The sequence below is a fragment of the Niallia sp. Marseille-Q9988 genome (assembly GCF_976954375.1).
The window spans coordinates 52,291-66,691 of the sequence record NZ_CDRJSZ010000005.1 but is presented as its reverse complement, the minus strand read 5'-3'; the positions used below and the strand labels follow the sequence as shown (position 1 = coordinate 66,691).

At 35.1% G+C, this 14,401-nt stretch carries 17 protein-coding genes and 1 riboswitch; of the genes, 3 read left to right on the top strand and 14 right to left on the bottom strand.

Annotated elements, in window-relative coordinates; all coding sequences use genetic code 11:
• Positions 1-135 precede the first annotated feature (135 nt).
• Positions 136-768: a helix-turn-helix transcriptional regulator gene (locus ACWNMZ_RS10240; RefSeq protein ID WP_035416586.1), complete on the top strand. Its 633-nt coding sequence runs from the start codon at positions 136-138 to the stop codon at positions 766-768.
• Positions 769-834: 66 nt separating this feature from the next.
• Here the strand turns inward: ACWNMZ_RS10240 and ACWNMZ_RS10235 are convergent, their stop codons facing one another.
• The 3 genes from ACWNMZ_RS10235 to ACWNMZ_RS10225 form a co-directional block, all read right to left on the bottom strand.
• Positions 835-1,080 carry a DUF1450 domain-containing protein gene (locus ACWNMZ_RS10235; protein ID WP_031538771.1) on the bottom strand — a complete coding sequence of 82 codons (246 nt, stop codon included), beginning with the start codon at positions 1,078-1,080 and terminating at the stop codon, positions 835-837.
• A gap of 329 nt (positions 1,081-1,409) precedes the next feature.
• Positions 1,410-1,613 carry a hypothetical protein gene (locus tag ACWNMZ_RS10230; RefSeq protein WP_031538773.1) on the bottom strand — a complete coding sequence of 68 codons (204 nt, stop codon included), beginning with the start codon at positions 1,611-1,613 and terminating at the stop codon, positions 1,410-1,412.
• A 343-nt stretch (positions 1,614-1,956) separates the two neighbouring features.
• Complete coding sequence (locus ACWNMZ_RS10225) at positions 1,957-2,433, bottom strand: methylated-DNA--[protein]-cysteine S-methyltransferase (protein ID WP_031538775.1); 477 nt, start codon at positions 2,431-2,433, stop codon at positions 1,957-1,959.
• Between the two features lie 258 nt (positions 2,434-2,691).
• Here ACWNMZ_RS10225 and ACWNMZ_RS10220 point away from each other — a divergent pair, with 258 nt between their 5' ends.
• The gene (locus tag ACWNMZ_RS10220) at positions 2,692-4,083 is read left to right on the top strand and encodes an L-cystine transporter (RefSeq protein ID WP_031538776.1); all 1,392 of its coding nucleotides are present in this window, start codon (positions 2,692-2,694) and stop codon (positions 4,081-4,083) included.
• 794 nt (positions 4,084-4,877) lie between these two features.
• On the opposite strand, the gene ACWNMZ_RS10215 is transcribed toward ACWNMZ_RS10220, so the two are convergent.
• From ACWNMZ_RS10215 to ACWNMZ_RS10185, 7 genes are all read right to left on the bottom strand, one after another.
• The gene (locus ACWNMZ_RS10215) at positions 4,878-5,570 is read right to left on the bottom strand and encodes a hypothetical protein (protein ID WP_031538777.1); all 693 of its coding nucleotides are present in this window, start codon (positions 5,568-5,570) and stop codon (positions 4,878-4,880) included.
• Complete coding sequence (locus ACWNMZ_RS10210; protein WP_231512580.1) at positions 5,560-6,051, bottom strand: RNA polymerase sigma factor; 492 nt, start codon at positions 6,049-6,051, stop codon at positions 5,560-5,562. Before ACWNMZ_RS10210 ends, ACWNMZ_RS10215 begins: the two co-directional genes overlap by 11 nt.
• 180 nt (positions 6,052-6,231) lie before the next feature.
• The gene (folE, locus tag ACWNMZ_RS10205) at positions 6,232-6,795 is read right to left on the bottom strand and encodes a GTP cyclohydrolase I FolE (protein ID WP_251629834.1); all 564 of its coding nucleotides are present in this window, start codon (positions 6,793-6,795) and stop codon (positions 6,232-6,234) included.
• Positions 6,796-6,827: 32 nt separating this feature from the next.
• Positions 6,828-7,556 carry a 7-carboxy-7-deazaguanine synthase QueE gene (gene queE, locus ACWNMZ_RS10200; protein WP_251629832.1) on the bottom strand — a complete coding sequence of 243 codons (729 nt, stop codon included), beginning with the start codon at positions 7,554-7,556 and terminating at the stop codon, positions 6,828-6,830.
• Positions 7,549-8,031 carry a 6-carboxytetrahydropterin synthase QueD gene (queD, locus tag ACWNMZ_RS10195; protein ID WP_251629830.1) on the bottom strand — a complete coding sequence of 161 codons (483 nt, stop codon included), beginning with the start codon at positions 8,029-8,031 and terminating at the stop codon, positions 7,549-7,551. The genes queE and queD overlap by 8 nt, the downstream gene beginning before the upstream one ends.
• 4 nt (positions 8,032-8,035) lie before the next feature.
• Positions 8,036-8,713 carry a 7-cyano-7-deazaguanine synthase QueC gene (gene queC, locus ACWNMZ_RS10190; protein ID WP_285846682.1) on the bottom strand — a complete coding sequence of 226 codons (678 nt, stop codon included), beginning with the start codon at positions 8,711-8,713 and terminating at the stop codon, positions 8,036-8,038.
• 35 nt (positions 8,714-8,748) lie between these two features.
• Positions 8,749-8,791: riboswitch (PreQ1 riboswitch) on the bottom strand.
• A gap of 109 nt (positions 8,792-8,900) precedes the next feature.
• Positions 8,901-9,818, bottom strand: coding sequence for a CPBP family intramembrane glutamic endopeptidase (locus ACWNMZ_RS10185; protein ID WP_251629826.1), 918 nt, complete (start codon positions 9,816-9,818; stop codon positions 8,901-8,903).
• Between the two features lie 231 nt (positions 9,819-10,049).
• On the opposite strand from ACWNMZ_RS10185, the gene ACWNMZ_RS10180 reads away from it, so the two are divergent.
• On the top strand, positions 10,050-10,262 hold the full coding sequence (locus ACWNMZ_RS10180; RefSeq protein WP_031538788.1) for a helix-turn-helix transcriptional regulator: 213 nt from the start codon (positions 10,050-10,052) through the stop codon (positions 10,260-10,262).
• Between the two features lie 81 nt (positions 10,263-10,343).
• Here ACWNMZ_RS10180 and ACWNMZ_RS10175 read toward each other — a convergent pair whose 3' ends face one another.
• The 4 genes from ACWNMZ_RS10175 to ACWNMZ_RS10160 form a co-directional block, all read right to left on the bottom strand.
• Positions 10,344-11,201 (bottom strand): GNAT family N-acetyltransferase, encoded by an 858-nt coding sequence (locus tag ACWNMZ_RS10175; RefSeq protein ID WP_251629824.1) that lies wholly within the window; start codon positions 11,199-11,201, stop codon positions 10,344-10,346.
• 197 nt (positions 11,202-11,398) lie between these two features.
• Positions 11,399-12,097, bottom strand: a complete 699-nt coding sequence (locus tag ACWNMZ_RS10170; protein WP_251629820.1) for an SDR family oxidoreductase — start codon at positions 12,095-12,097, stop codon at positions 11,399-11,401.
• Between the two features lie 49 nt (positions 12,098-12,146).
• A complete protein-coding gene (locus ACWNMZ_RS10165) occupies positions 12,147-12,521 on the bottom strand; it encodes a hypothetical protein (RefSeq protein ID WP_251629818.1) in 375 nt (124 codons plus the stop codon).
• Between the two features lie 264 nt (positions 12,522-12,785).
• Positions 12,786-14,234 carry an amidase family protein gene (locus tag ACWNMZ_RS10160; protein ID WP_251629843.1) on the bottom strand — a complete coding sequence of 483 codons (1,449 nt, stop codon included), beginning with the start codon at positions 14,232-14,234 and terminating at the stop codon, positions 12,786-12,788.
• Positions 14,235-14,401 lie beyond the last annotated feature (167 nt).

The window sequence follows — 14,401 nt, the reverse complement described above, 5'->3', positions numbered from 1 at the left end:
AATTTTGTAAATATATCTTTACAGACTTTGTACACATTAACTGCTTTCAACATTTTATACTATCTGGTATAATAAATTTTACTACATTTTAATTTACTTATATTTTCTCTCCAATGTATAGAATGGAGGTTTATGATGACCACTAAACAAAAAACTACAAAAGATAAAATCCTTCATTTCCTAAAAAAAGAAGGAGCTTTAACGGTAAATGAGTTTACAGATCGTTTGCAAATTACACATATGGCCGTGCGAAAGCACTTAACAATTTTAGAAAAAGATGGATTGATTCAATCAGAACTAATAAAACAGCCAATGGGACGTCCTATTCAAAGCTATACTCTGGCAGAAAGGGCAGAGTATTTTTTCCCGAAAAGCTATGAAGGAATTAGTATAGATTTATTGAATGATGTGAAAGAGCTGTATGGTGATGATTCTGTTCAGCAGCTATTTAATAAACGGGAAGAACGGCTTACAAATGAATATATCTCTCGGATGAGTGACAAGACTCCTTCTGAGAAAATGCAGGAAATGGTTGAGATTCAAAATGAAAAAGGATATATGGCAGATTTATCGAAAGTGGACGACCATACTTTTGAAATAACAGAATACAATTGTCCTATCTTAGAAGTAGCAAAGGAGTTTAAAGTAGCTTGTCGCTGTGAGACAGAAATGCTAAAAAATGTGCTAGGAACAAATACAGTAAGCAGAACATGTTGCCGTACTGAAGGAGATAACCACTGTAAATTTTTAGTGCAGTTTGTTTCTTAAAATAAGGAAAATAGAAAAGGGAAGTCTTTAAGCACTATTTGCTTAAAGACTTCCCTTTTTAAGATATTATGCAAAAATAGCTAATTCAGCTTCAATTTGCTTCATAATTAATTGGAGGCATTCTTCTGTGGTTTTCGCAAAAATTCTTTTTCCGTTTACAATGGCATATGGCCGTTTCGCACACATGCCACAAAATGAAAGACAGCTGCTTTCAATCACTGCCACTTCTGGATATTTTGATTCTATTATTTTTTCTAAATCTATTTCCGTAATCAGGCTTCCGTCACAAATTTCTACAACTACAATCCCCATCTTTAAAGCGCTCCTTTCTCATTTTCTGTACTAGCTATATATATATAACGATTTCACAATAGTTTCTATTAATAATAAATCATAAGAATTACTTCTTATTAATAATCTAATCCATCTGTTTTTTATACCGTATAGTATAAAAAACAAGTATATACATTTAATCACTTTCTGTATAAAAAAGCAAGAAAAGAAACTTAAGGATAACTAATCTTTTTCTTGAAAATAAAAAAACTCCTCCGTAGCTGACTTGTATGAAACAAATCAGAGATGATCTACATAAGGAGTTTCGTTTTATGCGTCTTTCCATTCCTTCTATGGAATAATTGTTCCTACCCTCCAAAAAATTTCTTTAACTTTTCCAATTCTTCTTCGCTGTAGGTTTTCGATTTATCAAAATAAGGGTTGTCTTTCAGCACATTTTTAGGGTCAAGATTTGTTTTAATCGATACACTAAGCACGTCTGAATCTTCAGCAATAACTCTGTCTGTTACGCTATCATAGTTGGATAGATTCGTTCCTTTTTGCTCTTCCATATAGTACCTCCTTTTTTCCTATAGGATTTTCTATTACCAATAATTTATGCTAAATATTATAGGTGAAAAATACTTCAAAACAGCCCTTTTCCCTCCCTTATATCAAATGGGAATATTATCCTAATTAATAATAATATTCGGAATAATTCGCTCAGGCATTCACAATATTTGCTTTTGTAATCGTTTTCAAATATAATATACATTAGGTTGGATAACATCAGTGGTTATCATCGTACGCAGCGCAGGTGGAGCTGGTACTCTTATAGAGCTTTTTTAAGTTCTAAAAAAGAAGCAGAAAATCTTCTTATTAATGGAGGATTTTCTGCTTCTTTTCTTTTCCTTATTAGATTGTTCGCTTAAATTTTTGCTCATGACTAAGCAACCATTCTTTTCTCCATAAGCCACCAGCATACCCAGTTAGGGTTCCATTTGCACCTATAATTCGGTGACAAGGAATGACAATACATAGCTTATTTTTTCCATTTGCACTTCCAACTGCTCGTACTGCCTTTTCGTTCCCTATGTTGTTGGCGATATCTTTATAGGATCCAGTACCAGCATACGGAATAGTCGTTAACGCGTCCCAAACTTGCTTTTGGAAAGGTGTCCCCCCTATTTCCATCGGGAAGGAAAAGTCACGGCGCTTCCCTTTAAAATAGTCATCTATTTGCTTGGAGCACGTAACTAATACATTTGGTGTAGATGCATTAATCAGATTTTCTGCCAGTTCTTTTTCCGAAAATAAGATAGAAGAAACAGCCTTTTCCGTTCCACTTATTTCTATTACTCCAATTGGAGAATGATAATCGATTGTATACATCCTAATCCCCCATATAGCCTTATTTGCTTTTTATTTTAACAGAAAGTTCTGTAACAAACACTATTCATCATGTATTTTATCTTCACCATATTTGCTAATTGATTAACAAGAATAAAAGCACCATATATTAAGTATCATAATTCCTCCTTTCTCAAAATTTTTATTTACAAATGTGATAAACAATGGTAGGATTTTAAAGAATTTAATTAATTCCTATTTAACCTATATGAATTAACAAAATTAAAGGAGGACATAGCATTGAACTTATTCACTATTTTAAACATTATCATCTTACTTATTTTGCTTAGCGTTCTTTTCTACATGCAAAAGAAACATATTTCCTTTTCTAAACGTGTGTTTACAGGATTAGGACTTGGGGTTGTATTCGGAGCTATCCTACAATTGATTTATGATCCTACTTCTGAGGTAATCACGAATACAAATGATTGGTTTGGTATAGTCGGAAGCGGATATGTAAAGCTATTACAAATGATTGTTATGCCGCTAGTCTTTATTTCGATCATTGCAGCATTCACAAAGCTTGAAAAATCAGCTAATCTTGGCAAGATCAGCGGTCTTGTAATTGGAACACTATTAATTACAACAGCTATTTCTGCTGGAATTGGTATTGCCACAACAGCTGGCTTTGACCTAAAAGCAATTGATGTAAGTGCTGGAGATGCAGAAATCCTTCGTGGACAACAACTAGAAGAAACTTTAGGAGAAGTCCAAAGCACAACAGTGCCACAAAAAATTCTTAGCTTTTTACCTGCTAACCCATTTCAAGATTTAACAGGTGCTAGACCAACATCTACGATAGCAGTGGTTATATTCGCCGCATTTGTTGGAGTTGCTTTCCTTGGTATTAAAAGAAAAAATCCAGAACAGGCAGCATTTTTTCAAAAAATCGTCGAGGCTATACATACGGTTGTTATGCGAATTGTAACATTAGTTCTACGATTAACTCCATATGGAATCCTTGCATTAATGGCAAAGACCGTTGCAGGAAGTAACTTCGATGCCATTGTGAAGCTAGGTAAATTTGTTATTGCTTCGTATGTTGCGTTAATTGCGATGTTTATTATTCATTTAATCATTCTTGCTATTATGGGACTAAGCCCAAAACAATATGTGAAAAAGGTTTGGCCAGTTCTTACTTTTGCCTTTACATCACGTACTAGTGCAGGGACAATGCCCTTAAACATTGAGGCACAAAAAAATAAACTAGGTGTACCTGAATCTATTGCAAACTTCTCTGCATCCTTTGGAGTATCTATTGGGCAAAATGGCTGTGCTGGAATCTATCCAGCAATGCTTGCAGTTATGATTGCACCGACACAAGGGATTAATCCTTTATCCCCTTCGTTCATCGCAACTTTAATTATTGTTGTTATGATCAGTTCTTTTGGGGTAGCTGGAGTTGGCGGAGGAGCAACATTTGCAACATTGATCGTTCTTTCTACATTAAACTTACCAGTTGCTTTAGCTGGGGTATTAATCTCTGTTGAACCATTAATTGATATGGGTCGTACTGCTTTAAACGTGAGTGGATCCATGGTTTCTGGTGTTGTAACAAGTAAAACACTCGGTGAATTAGATACGAAAAAATACCAGTCTAACGACATCAATGCTTCTGAAACTATCGCATAAAAAAACAAAGTTTTATTTAACAAAGGTTTCTGTTTTGAGGTGTTTTTCTTAAAGTGGGTGCCAATCTGACAGTAGCTTTGGCATCGTTATTAGTATATAAAATGGAAAACTCGCCATTGGAATTGGCGAGTTTCTTTATTTGGAATGCAAAATCCTTATTTATATAAAGTCTCACTTACTTTTGGTATGGTTCGCCGTAAGGCATTAAAACGATGGCCTCTTGGACTCACCCCCTTTTAAAAAAAGGTTTTGTCCTGAATCAAGTAACCTGCAAAAGGAAAATAAGCGGAGATTTTCCGGTTAAATGCAGAAATGAGCTTGTTTCGGGGTAAATAAGGGGAGGTTTTCCGATTACGCAAAGTAAAATCTCCCTTCTTCGCATTTTTCGAGTCAATAGACGGAATCTTTCCGTCTATTTAAGCATTCTTTAATAATAATTACTATATAAGCGAAATTTTTCCGTCTATTTTTCAACTCAGATGCTTTTCCTTATACCCCAACAAATAAGTGCGGATCCTCTCGAACCCTCGATACTCAAAACGGCACTGCAAATGTCAACTGACTTGACAGCTTTTTTATTTGTACAGTACTTATTGTCCATCATAGTATCCTTTTAATGGATGTGCTTTGCTTTTTTGTTTTGACAGTTTCACATATTTGATGGTTTATTATGAAGTTAAGCATTGTATCAAGTTCATCTCAATTGTTAAATGTATTCCGAACCATTCCACTTTCGGATTAAAATATACTTTTAAAAAATAACAATTTTTGTGAATCACCTTACTTTTTTTAATTTATTTGCTTAATTGATCGATAAGTTCAAAGTAATTGATATTCATAGCTTCTATTTTATGTTCTTCATTTAGATTTGCTTGCCCAGTAATCATTCCTACTGCTGCTGAGGTACTGCCTTCCTTTTGATATTCTACTTTCGCAGAAAAATTATAAATAATTTCCGCTGAATTGGTTTTTTCACATTTAATATCCAGTGCCCTTAACTTGTAATGATGTCTCTCAGGTTCAATCCATACTACCGAACCGTAGATTGATATATATTCATCGAATGCTCTATCACTTGCAAAATATTCTCTATATAAAGCCTTTTCATATTCCCTTAACCCTTTAATTTCTCCCTCCTCTTCTGTATCTGTATTATTCATTATTTTTTCCCATTCTTCATCTGGACTTGTAAAGTTATTTTTTATAACAGCTTCGATTGTTTTTATATTCTCTTCTTCTTGTTTTGTTATATAATCCTTTTGATTGGAGTCTGAATCATAGGGTAATGTACTTAATCCAAGTGGTATTAGGATAATGATAAATGCTACAGCAGCTAAATATGGGAGTAATCTGAATGATATCCCACTCTTTTTCCGAGTCGAAGAAACCTGTATCCATAACTCTTCCTTAACTCCATTAGGTACTTTAATAGAGTTAAGTTCCTTTTCTAATTGTTCCTTTATTATTTCTTCTTGATTATTCGTCACTTCTACCTTCACCTCCTGTTTGGTACTGTTCAAATATTTTTTGTTTCGCACGAAATATTCTTGATTTGACTGTTCCTAATTTAATGGAAAGTAGCTTAGCTATTTCTTTCTCCGTAAGATCATCCATATACTTTAAAATTAAGACTTGTTTATGTTCAGGTGGTAAGTTAGCTAAATAATTTTCTAATTCATCTTTCTGATAATTAGAATCATCAGAATTTAAGACATAGTTTTCTTCTTCAAACATATAGGCCGATTGTCTTTTATTTTTATTATAGATATCAATAGCAGTACGTGTAGCAATTGTAGTTATCCAAGCATTCAGACTTGAGGGTTTATTTATCTTTCCAAGATTTTTAAACACCTTTATAAAGGTATCATGTGTAGCATCCTTCGCTAGCTCCTCATTTTTTAAAATATAAAAAGTTGTTTTAAATACCTTTTCAAAAAAGATTTCATAAATTTCCCTTTCGTTTAACACACTAATTTCGAACACCTCCCTTTATCTATAAAGACTCGTTAATAGATGGAAAAGTTCCTTTTTTCTTACCAAATTTCTCACTCACTTTTGTATAGAAGGTTTATTGAAAAGCATATAAGTTAATAAAAAAAATCCTGCTAATAACAGGATTTTTTCAAAAATTCAATACAAATGTCATGCCTATTTAATCATCGCAAATACTTCTGCACGCTTATCACTGTCTGTTTGGAAAACACCACGAACAGCAGAAGTAACTGTTTTAGCACCAGGCTTTTTAACCCCACGCATGGTCATACACATATGCTCTGCTTCCACTACAACCATCACTCCATGTGGTTCAAGTGTTTCCATCATTGTATCTGCAACCGTGGACGTAATTCTCTCCTGAAGCTGCGGACGTTTCGAAACTGCCTCGATTGCTCTTGCAAGCTTGCTTAATCCAGCCACTCGTCCACCCTTAGGAATATAAGCTACATGTGCTTTTCCGTAAAAAGGAACTAAGTGATGCTCACACATAGAATAAAAAGAAATATCCTTAACTAATACCAATTCTTCATGGTCTTCATGAAAAATCGTTTCAAAATATTCTTTTGGATCGATTGTAAGTCCAGAAAAAACCTCTTCATACATTTTTGCTACACGTTTTGGAGTATCCAATAATCCTTCTCTATTAGGATCTTCTCCAACGGCTTCTAATAATAAGCGAATTGCCTCCTCGATTTGAGGAATATTCATTTTACTCATCCCAAAATCCTCCTATATACCTTCCCGGTTATCTACACTCCACGCTTATTTCCCCAAATATACGTATGCAGCTGCGGAAGTACCTTTACATTTTTGAACTCATGATCAAGCATTGTTTTATCAATCAGCCACTCGTATTTAGTCAGTAATTGCTGTACTAATTGCGCGTTATCGATTGTTTTATTATCATCGTTACCAACCTGCAGGAAAAAAGGAACATCTGGATAGCGCAGATGAACCTTTTTCGCATATTCATAATCTTCGTCTGAAAATACAACTACCTTTAGACTCATATGATTACTTCGATTTGCATCTCTTAATCTTTGCATAATCGAATCTAATATGTCAAAATCCGTGTTCATTTTCGAGCTAGGCGGTTTTGGTGAAATAGTTAGCTCATCAATATCTACAAACCAATCCTGCCATCTACTTCCCTGTGTTTCAAGACCAATTTTTATTTCCTTTTCTTTTAATAAATGTACCAAAAAGGACAGGTTTTTCAATAGGGCTGGATTTCCTCCAGAAAGCGTGACAAAGGAAAAGCCATTGCCGCCTAAGCGAACTAATTCATCCCATATTTCTTCAGCCTGCATTTGCTTGATTAGATCTTTCCCGCTTCCATCCCATGTAAAAGCAGAATCACACCAAGCACAGGAATAATCACAGCCTGCCGTTCTGACAAACATCGTTTTTTGCCCAATGACCATTCCTTCTCCTTGAATCGTTGGTCCAAATATTTCCATTACAGGTACTTTACTCACTCTCCATCCACTCCCTTCTCATTTCTGCATAACTAGTAGGAGTTTCAAAGAGACGCACAAATTCCACTCTTGCCCCATTATTTGCTTGTTTCATCTCATCCTTTTTCAATGCTTCTTCCATTTTATCAAATATCCAATAAACAATATTTTCTGCAGTTGTATTCATTGGTGGAAGTGTTTCATTTAAATAACGATGATCCAAATAAAATTCGATTTCCTTTTTCCATATCTTCTTAATATCACCAAAATCAATCATCAATCCACGGTCATCTAAATATCCGCTAATACCGAAAACAACCTTATACGTATGTCCATGAAGATTCATGCATTTTCCTTCGTAGGCATGCAAGTGATGTGCCGCATCAAAGGTAAACTCTTTGCTAACCATAACGCGCTTATAATGATATTTTAATTGCTTAGAAGAAATATCCTCCCCAAACTTTTGCAATCTATCAACTATTCGAAAGTCATTCATTCTCTTATAACCCCTTTCGGACAGCTAAATAATCATCCAAGCCTTTTTTACGTAGCTTACAAGCAGGACATTCCCCACAGCCATCTGCAACCATTCCGTTATAGCATGTTAGTGTCTTTTCGCGAACAAATTCGAACGCACCTAACTCATCTGCAAGCCCCCATGTTTCTGCTTTATTTAACCACATTAGTGGAGTATGAATGACAAATTGATTGTCCATTGAAAGGTTTAAGGTTACATTCAATGATTTAATAAAAATGTCACGGCAGTCTGGATATCCGCTAAAATCTGTCTCACAAACGCCAGTAACAATATGCTTTGCTTGTATTTGGCTAGCTAATACACCAGCAAATGACATAAATAATAAGTTTCGTCCAGGAACAAAGGTGGAAGGCAACGCTCCATCTTTTCCTTCTTCAACTGCGATATCATCTCTTGTTAAAGCATTTGGCGCAAGTTGATTTAGCAATGACATATCAAGAATATGATGTTTAATGCCAAGCTCTTCTGTAATCTTTTTCGCACATTCAATTTCTGTAATATGTCTTTGATTGTAGTCAAACGTAACAGCTACTACTTCTTTGAAGTTTTTCATTGCCCAAAATAGACAGGTAGTGCTATCTTGACCACCACTAAATACAACAACCGCTTTTTCGTTTTTCATTTCCAAAATCTCCTTCATATAGAAAAAACAGCACTACTAAGAAAGCAGTCCTGTTTTTCTTAGTTTTTTAAAGAGGGTAGCTAGAACCTCCACCGTAATATACGGATTTACTATATAATTGGTTTAACTCGACTTATTATAACGTAAATTAAGCAATTATTCTATGAGAATATTACTTTTTCTCCGTATAAGATTTAAATGAACACTATGCTAATCTTTTCTTTGTATATAAATTGGTCACAATGTAGCCACAAGCAATCATTAAAGTAGCTAGTATTCCTCCTTCTAGACCAAAGGAACCACCTGTTAACCAATCATTTCCCATAGAAACATCAATACCGTAAAGGCCATATGGAGTCGTTCCACTAACTGGGAAGCCAAACACATTTCCTTGGAAATAATTCCACGTTATATGATAGCCAATCGGCATCCATAGGCTTTTTGTCTTATCATACATATAGGCAAACAAGAGCCCTACTAGAAAAATATTAACAATTCCGAGGATGGCGACATTCGGATTCCACATATGTGCAATGCCAAAAATAAATGCTGAGATGATATATACGACAGTTTTAGAGTTACCGTTATCCGCAAGCGTGGACATTATATAGCCTCTAAACGTTAGTTCCTCTGAAAACCCTACTAATATAAAAAACAAAAGATAGGCTATTGTGTAAGTAGAAAAATGTGGCGAACCAATTGAATTAGCCATCTCTATATTTTTTGTGAATAATAGAATTAAAAATATAACGACGATAGACACTGCACCAAGAGCTAAACCAGTGAAAAAATCTGGAGAAAACTTTTTAAAACCCATTTCTGAAATTCTCTTCTTATTAACAAACTTCCATAAAAGAAACAAGATTGCGATACCACCGATCATCCCTATTCCCTGAGACAAAAGAGAGAGGGGAGAACCATCTAATACCTGATCAATCATTTCATCAGAAATATCAGGATTAATTTGAGATTCAATAATGACAGCTATAATCATACCTGGGGCTGAAAGAATCAATTGTGCTATCATTGTAGCCAATAAAGCTAACAAAATAATCCAACCAGATCTTATCTTACCTAACTTATTTTTGAACATATATGCCTCCATTTTTTTGGCTTTCTTCATTTAATATCCCTCTCCTCATTATATCTATTTCCACTTGGAAAATATATACTTTATCAGTTAGCAATCCATCAAAATTGTTGTCTATTATTCGGAGAATTCTACAGAATAGTGCGATAGAAACTGGAAGATTAGGCACATGTAAATTTTGCGTAGGAATGGTTAGTTAGTTTATTTTTGGGTATAGAATAATACTACTAAATAAAATATTATGAAAAGATTGGAACGATTATCATGATTCGATTTGAAAATGATATGGAACTACGAAAGTATTTAGAACAGGAATTAATCTCTACCTCAGAAGTTACCGAGCTATTAGGATGCACTCGACAATATATCCACGAATGTGTTAAAAAAGGGATTTTAGACCCTCTAAAAGTAGGCAACAAAGAAAGGATTTATTTAAAGTCAGATATAATGGCACATATAAACAGAAAGAGAAAATGACTAATATCATTTTCTCTTTCTTAAAATCAACTCTTTTCTCCGTCTACCATTACTTCCTTTACATCTTTTATTCTTTTATGATTATCCATAAGCCTGTGCTGCAATCGCATATAAGCAATTATTTCTTTTTGGGAATGTTTCGATATTTTTCACCATTACTGGAGGACGGTTTACTATTTGAAATCCAAGCTTCTGCAGCTCTTCGATTATGGTGTTTTTTCCTTCCACTATATCTATTCTTATACTTCCTTGGTTGTTTGCAATGATTGTCTTAATAAGGAGAATTGCCTGTTCCTCATCTTGTGCTACAATAGGACCGATAACTAGATTACTAGTTTTTTTTACAGTAAGAGCATATCCAACCATTACTCCTTTTCTATTCTTTAGTACAAGTGAATCTTTTGCCTGTTTTATTCTATTCTCTAGAAACAGCACTCTTGAACTTCCAAATGCTGCTTGATCGAATATAAACATTTCTTCTAAATCTGTTTGCTCTAATGGATGTATGGTATAGTCATCTAATTCTAGTTTCATCCGCTTCCCTTCCCCAAGAAGCTTTGTTACATGGCTATATTCCTTAAAGGCTAATTTTTCATAAACTGGCCTGCCTTCTTTTGTCGCAATTAACATCAGTGCCATATTTTTTGGCACTTGGTTCATACACTGAAGCAGCAACGTTTTCGCTAGTCCTCTTCCTCGATAGTTCGGGTGAACAATTACCATACCGATAGATGCTAGCTTACTTCCATAAGGAATAATAGCAGCACAGGATATTACTTTCTTCTCTAACGTTATGTGACCAAATATAGTACCGGAATAGAGTAGTGTCTGGATTTCTTCCAAGTCATAATCCCAGCCAACAATAGTAGCTAAGGAAAGCAAATCATTCTTATGGGATTTATTTAACTGTTGCATCGTTAATAATTCTTCGTTATTCATCAAATACTCCTTCCTTGTAAATCAACAGAAAATTATAAATAATATTTCTATTATAATAGGTAACTTCCATCAGTGGGGATTTTTTCTTTTTCATTTTAGTCAATAACACCTTTAGGAAGCTGTCCTGTTCATACAAAAAAGAATCAGAAAATCTTTGCTCCATGCAAGATCATTCTGATTCTTCCCCTACCCATCTATTAAATTTTCATTTCTTTCCCGGTAAAATCAATAAATCCTAGCTTGCTATTTATGTCTATTTTTCCTTCTAAAATATCAAGGATACCACTTGCTGACTCTTCTGGATAGCCTGTTGCGTTGTCCCCACCCATATCTGTTTTAATCCAGCCAGGATGAACAGCATATACAGCAATGTCTTTATCTTTTACATAGCTGGATAATTGAACGGTAAACATATTTAGGGCTGCTTTCGAAATTCCATATGGAAAGTCTCCGCCATAAGCATTATGAATACTTCCGGCTTCTGAAGAGATATTAATAACTGCCTGTTTTTTCCCTTTATATAAAAGAGGTAGGAAATGTTTCATTATTCTCATCGGTCCTAATACATTGACATCCATCGTAAACTGAACCTGATTAAAATCGAGCTCTTCAATTGGCTTTCCCCGTTCTGCGAGGACTCCTGCGTTATTAATAATGCCGTCAATAGAATCAACATCTTTTACTGCTAGTTCAGCTGCTTTTGCAATCGACTCTTCATTTGTAACATCGAGAAAATATGTATACACATTGTCTGGAAATTGTTTTTTCAATCGATTGATAGGTGAATCTTCTACAACCGATCGTACCCCCGCAAGTACTGTATGTCCTCTTTCCACAGCCGTTTTAGCAAGGTGAATCCCTAATCCCCGATTAGCCCCTGTAAGAACAATTTTCATTCCATACACTCCCATTCTTATTCAACTTAACGATTTTTTCGTAAGATGCTTACCCTTTTTCTGGCTGAATTTCCGTATGAAGCGCTTTAAAAAATTGCTGTATATATTTATAACTGGAGCCGAAATCCCCTAAAGCTCCTTCCTTTGAACAATAAATATCTATTGCTGATTGCATCCCTGCTAGTTTATAAACGGTAATAATCATTAAACTAGATCCTTTGCTTAATACGATTTCACCACGATCCGTATCGATTTTTTTTAAATCCCAATTCGACATTTTTCTTTCTACTACATTTTTTATTGTTTCCATCAAACGATCACGACTTTTTTTATAATAACGAGTCTTTAATTCAGGAACCTTAGGCTGTTCCTTTGTTTCTTCAAAACTCTTAAATATACCTACTAGCATGCGTGTTAAAGACAATTTCTTTTCCTCCTCAAAACAGAATCCTACTTTTCTACTAACATTTCCACTAGTATGGAAACTTCCAACTAGAACGGTTTATTCAAACTTTTTTTGGTTGCGTCAGTTAAATGTAAGAGCTTTCTTTTTGATTTTATTATATCTTATATTAGAACATCAATCTAGAACAAACTGTTTAGACATGTAATCCTTTCTATTAATATATTGTCCATTAACTAAGCATATGCCTAATAAGCAGTGTACATTCATACACTGCTTACCTTCTTAATCCTGCTTATCTAATACTGGTGGGATTCGATGCTTTGTTGCTTGTTCATAGCTATAAGCCATTTCTATGAGTCTAGGTTCACTATATGCTAATCCTGAGAAAGTGATTCCCATCGGCTTTCCTTTTGAAGTATATCCCGCTGGAACAGTAACCGATGGATATCCGGCTTTTGCAGGCAGCGCACAGCCTAAATATTTCGCAAATACTAAAGCATCCAATTGATTTTCTTTCATCGTTATGTCGATTCCCTCTGTAGTAGAAAGTCTAACATCCGTTTCACGATGCTCTTTATACTTTGCATCATCTAAGTCTCCATTTAGTGTTTCACAATATTCAAGTATCGTCTGCCCATATTTAACGACGTCTGGATGCAACTTATTAAATTCAATAACCTCGCTTAATGAATGAACAGGTACTTCTTCTGAAAGTTTATGTAAGTAGTTGTCTATGCCATACTTAAATTCATGATAAAGTACAATAGAATCGAATTTTTCACGTGGAATGGTAACATCCAGCAAGACAGCCCCTTGCTTTGCTAATTCTTCCATCGCTTTTTCAAACAGAGCTACCTCTTCTTTCTCTTCTGGCAAGAAGGTTCGATCAATCCCAATTCTTTTCCCATTTAGTCCATCTTTTTTTAAAAAAGCCGTGTAGTCACTTGGCTGCCCTATACTTGTTTTTGTCACTTCATCTTTTTCATCCACACCAGCAATGATCCCTAACAGAATTGCTGCATCACGGACGGTTCTTGTCATTGGACCTGCCGTATCTTGACTGTGAGCTAGTGGGATAATTCCAGTACGGCTAACGAGACCAAGTGTAGGTTTTATTCCAACAAGCGAATTATTACTAGCAGGACTAAGAATGGATCCAGATGTTTCAGTTCCAATTCCAACCACTGCAAAATTAGCAGCAATGCTTGCGCCAGTCCCCGAGCTTGAACCCCCAACATCCCATATACCAGCCCCATATGGATTCATTACCTGCCCACCTAAAGAACTATAGCCATTGGGCATATCTAATTCCGTAATAAAATTGGCAAATTCGGAAAGATTAGCCTTTCCAATAATTACGGCTCCTGCTTCTCGAAGCTTTTTAACAATAAAAGCGTCCTCTTTAGCAAAATTATGTTTTAATGCAATGGAGCCTGCAGTTGTTGCCATCGAATCATTTGTATCAATATTGTCTTTTATAATAACAGGTATGCCATAAAGTGGTCCCACTTGATGGAGTACCTTCCTTTTTTCATCTAGCTCTGCTGCAATTTCTAATGCATCAGGGTTTATTTCCCTAATAGAGCATAATGCAGGATCAAATGATGCAATTCGATTTAAATATTGCTTGGTCAACTCCAATGAAGTAATTGCACCGGACTCCAGGGCTTTCTGTATATCTAAAATAGTTGTTTCTTCTATATTATATGGAATGCTACTTTCTGTTTTCATGTTCCCTTCTACCCCCTTCGCCTTTTCTTTTAGTATAGCCTGTTCAAATTCTCCAGAAAAGAAGAATGTATGAGTAAAATGTTTGTGGGAGAATAAATATCCTTTTTGTCTAGTTGGGGGACTCGTCCCCCAACTAGACAAAAAGGCCACCAAGCGAGAGCGCGGTA

What these genes read in the sequence shown, in the direction of transcription:
- ACWNMZ_RS10240 (WP_035416586.1), top strand. Translation starts at nt 136, where the DNA reads ATGACCACTAAACAAAAAACTACAAAAGATAAAATCCTTCATTTCCTA.
- ACWNMZ_RS10235 (WP_031538771.1), bottom strand. Translation starts at nt 1,080, where the DNA reads ATGGGGATTGTAGTTGTAGAAATTTGTGACGGAAGCCTGATTACGGAA.
- ACWNMZ_RS10230 (WP_031538773.1), bottom strand. Translation starts at nt 1,613, where the DNA reads ATGGAAGAGCAAAAAGGAACGAATCTATCCAACTATGATAGCGTAACA.
- ACWNMZ_RS10225 (WP_031538775.1), bottom strand. Translation starts at nt 2,433, where the DNA reads ATGTATACAATCGATTATCATTCTCCAATTGGAGTAATAGAAATAAGT.
- folE (WP_251629834.1), bottom strand. Translation starts at nt 6,795, where the DNA reads ATGAGTAAAATGAATATTCCTCAAATCGAGGAGGCAATTCGCTTATTA.
- queD (WP_251629830.1), bottom strand. Translation starts at nt 8,031, where the DNA reads ATGAATGACTTTCGAATAGTTGATAGATTGCAAAAGTTTGGGGAGGAT.
- queC (WP_285846682.1), bottom strand. Translation starts at nt 8,713, where the DNA reads ATGAAGGAGATTTTGGAAATGAAAAACGAAAAAGCGGTTGTTGTATTT.
- ACWNMZ_RS10185 (WP_251629826.1), bottom strand. Translation starts at nt 9,818, where the DNA reads ATGAAGAAAGCCAAAAAAATGGAGGCATATATGTTCAAAAATAAGTTA.
- ACWNMZ_RS10180 (WP_031538788.1), top strand. Translation starts at nt 10,050, where the DNA reads ATGATTCGATTTGAAAATGATATGGAACTACGAAAGTATTTAGAACAG.
- ACWNMZ_RS10175 (WP_251629824.1), bottom strand. Translation starts at nt 11,201, where the DNA reads ATGAATAACGAAGAATTATTAACGATGCAACAGTTAAATAAATCCCAT.
- ACWNMZ_RS10170 (WP_251629820.1), bottom strand. Translation starts at nt 12,097, where the DNA reads ATGAAAATTGTTCTTACAGGGGCTAATCGGGGATTAGGGATTCACCTT.
- ACWNMZ_RS10160 (WP_251629843.1), bottom strand. Translation starts at nt 14,234, where the DNA reads ATGAAAACAGAAAGTAGCATTCCATATAATATAGAAGAAACAACTATT.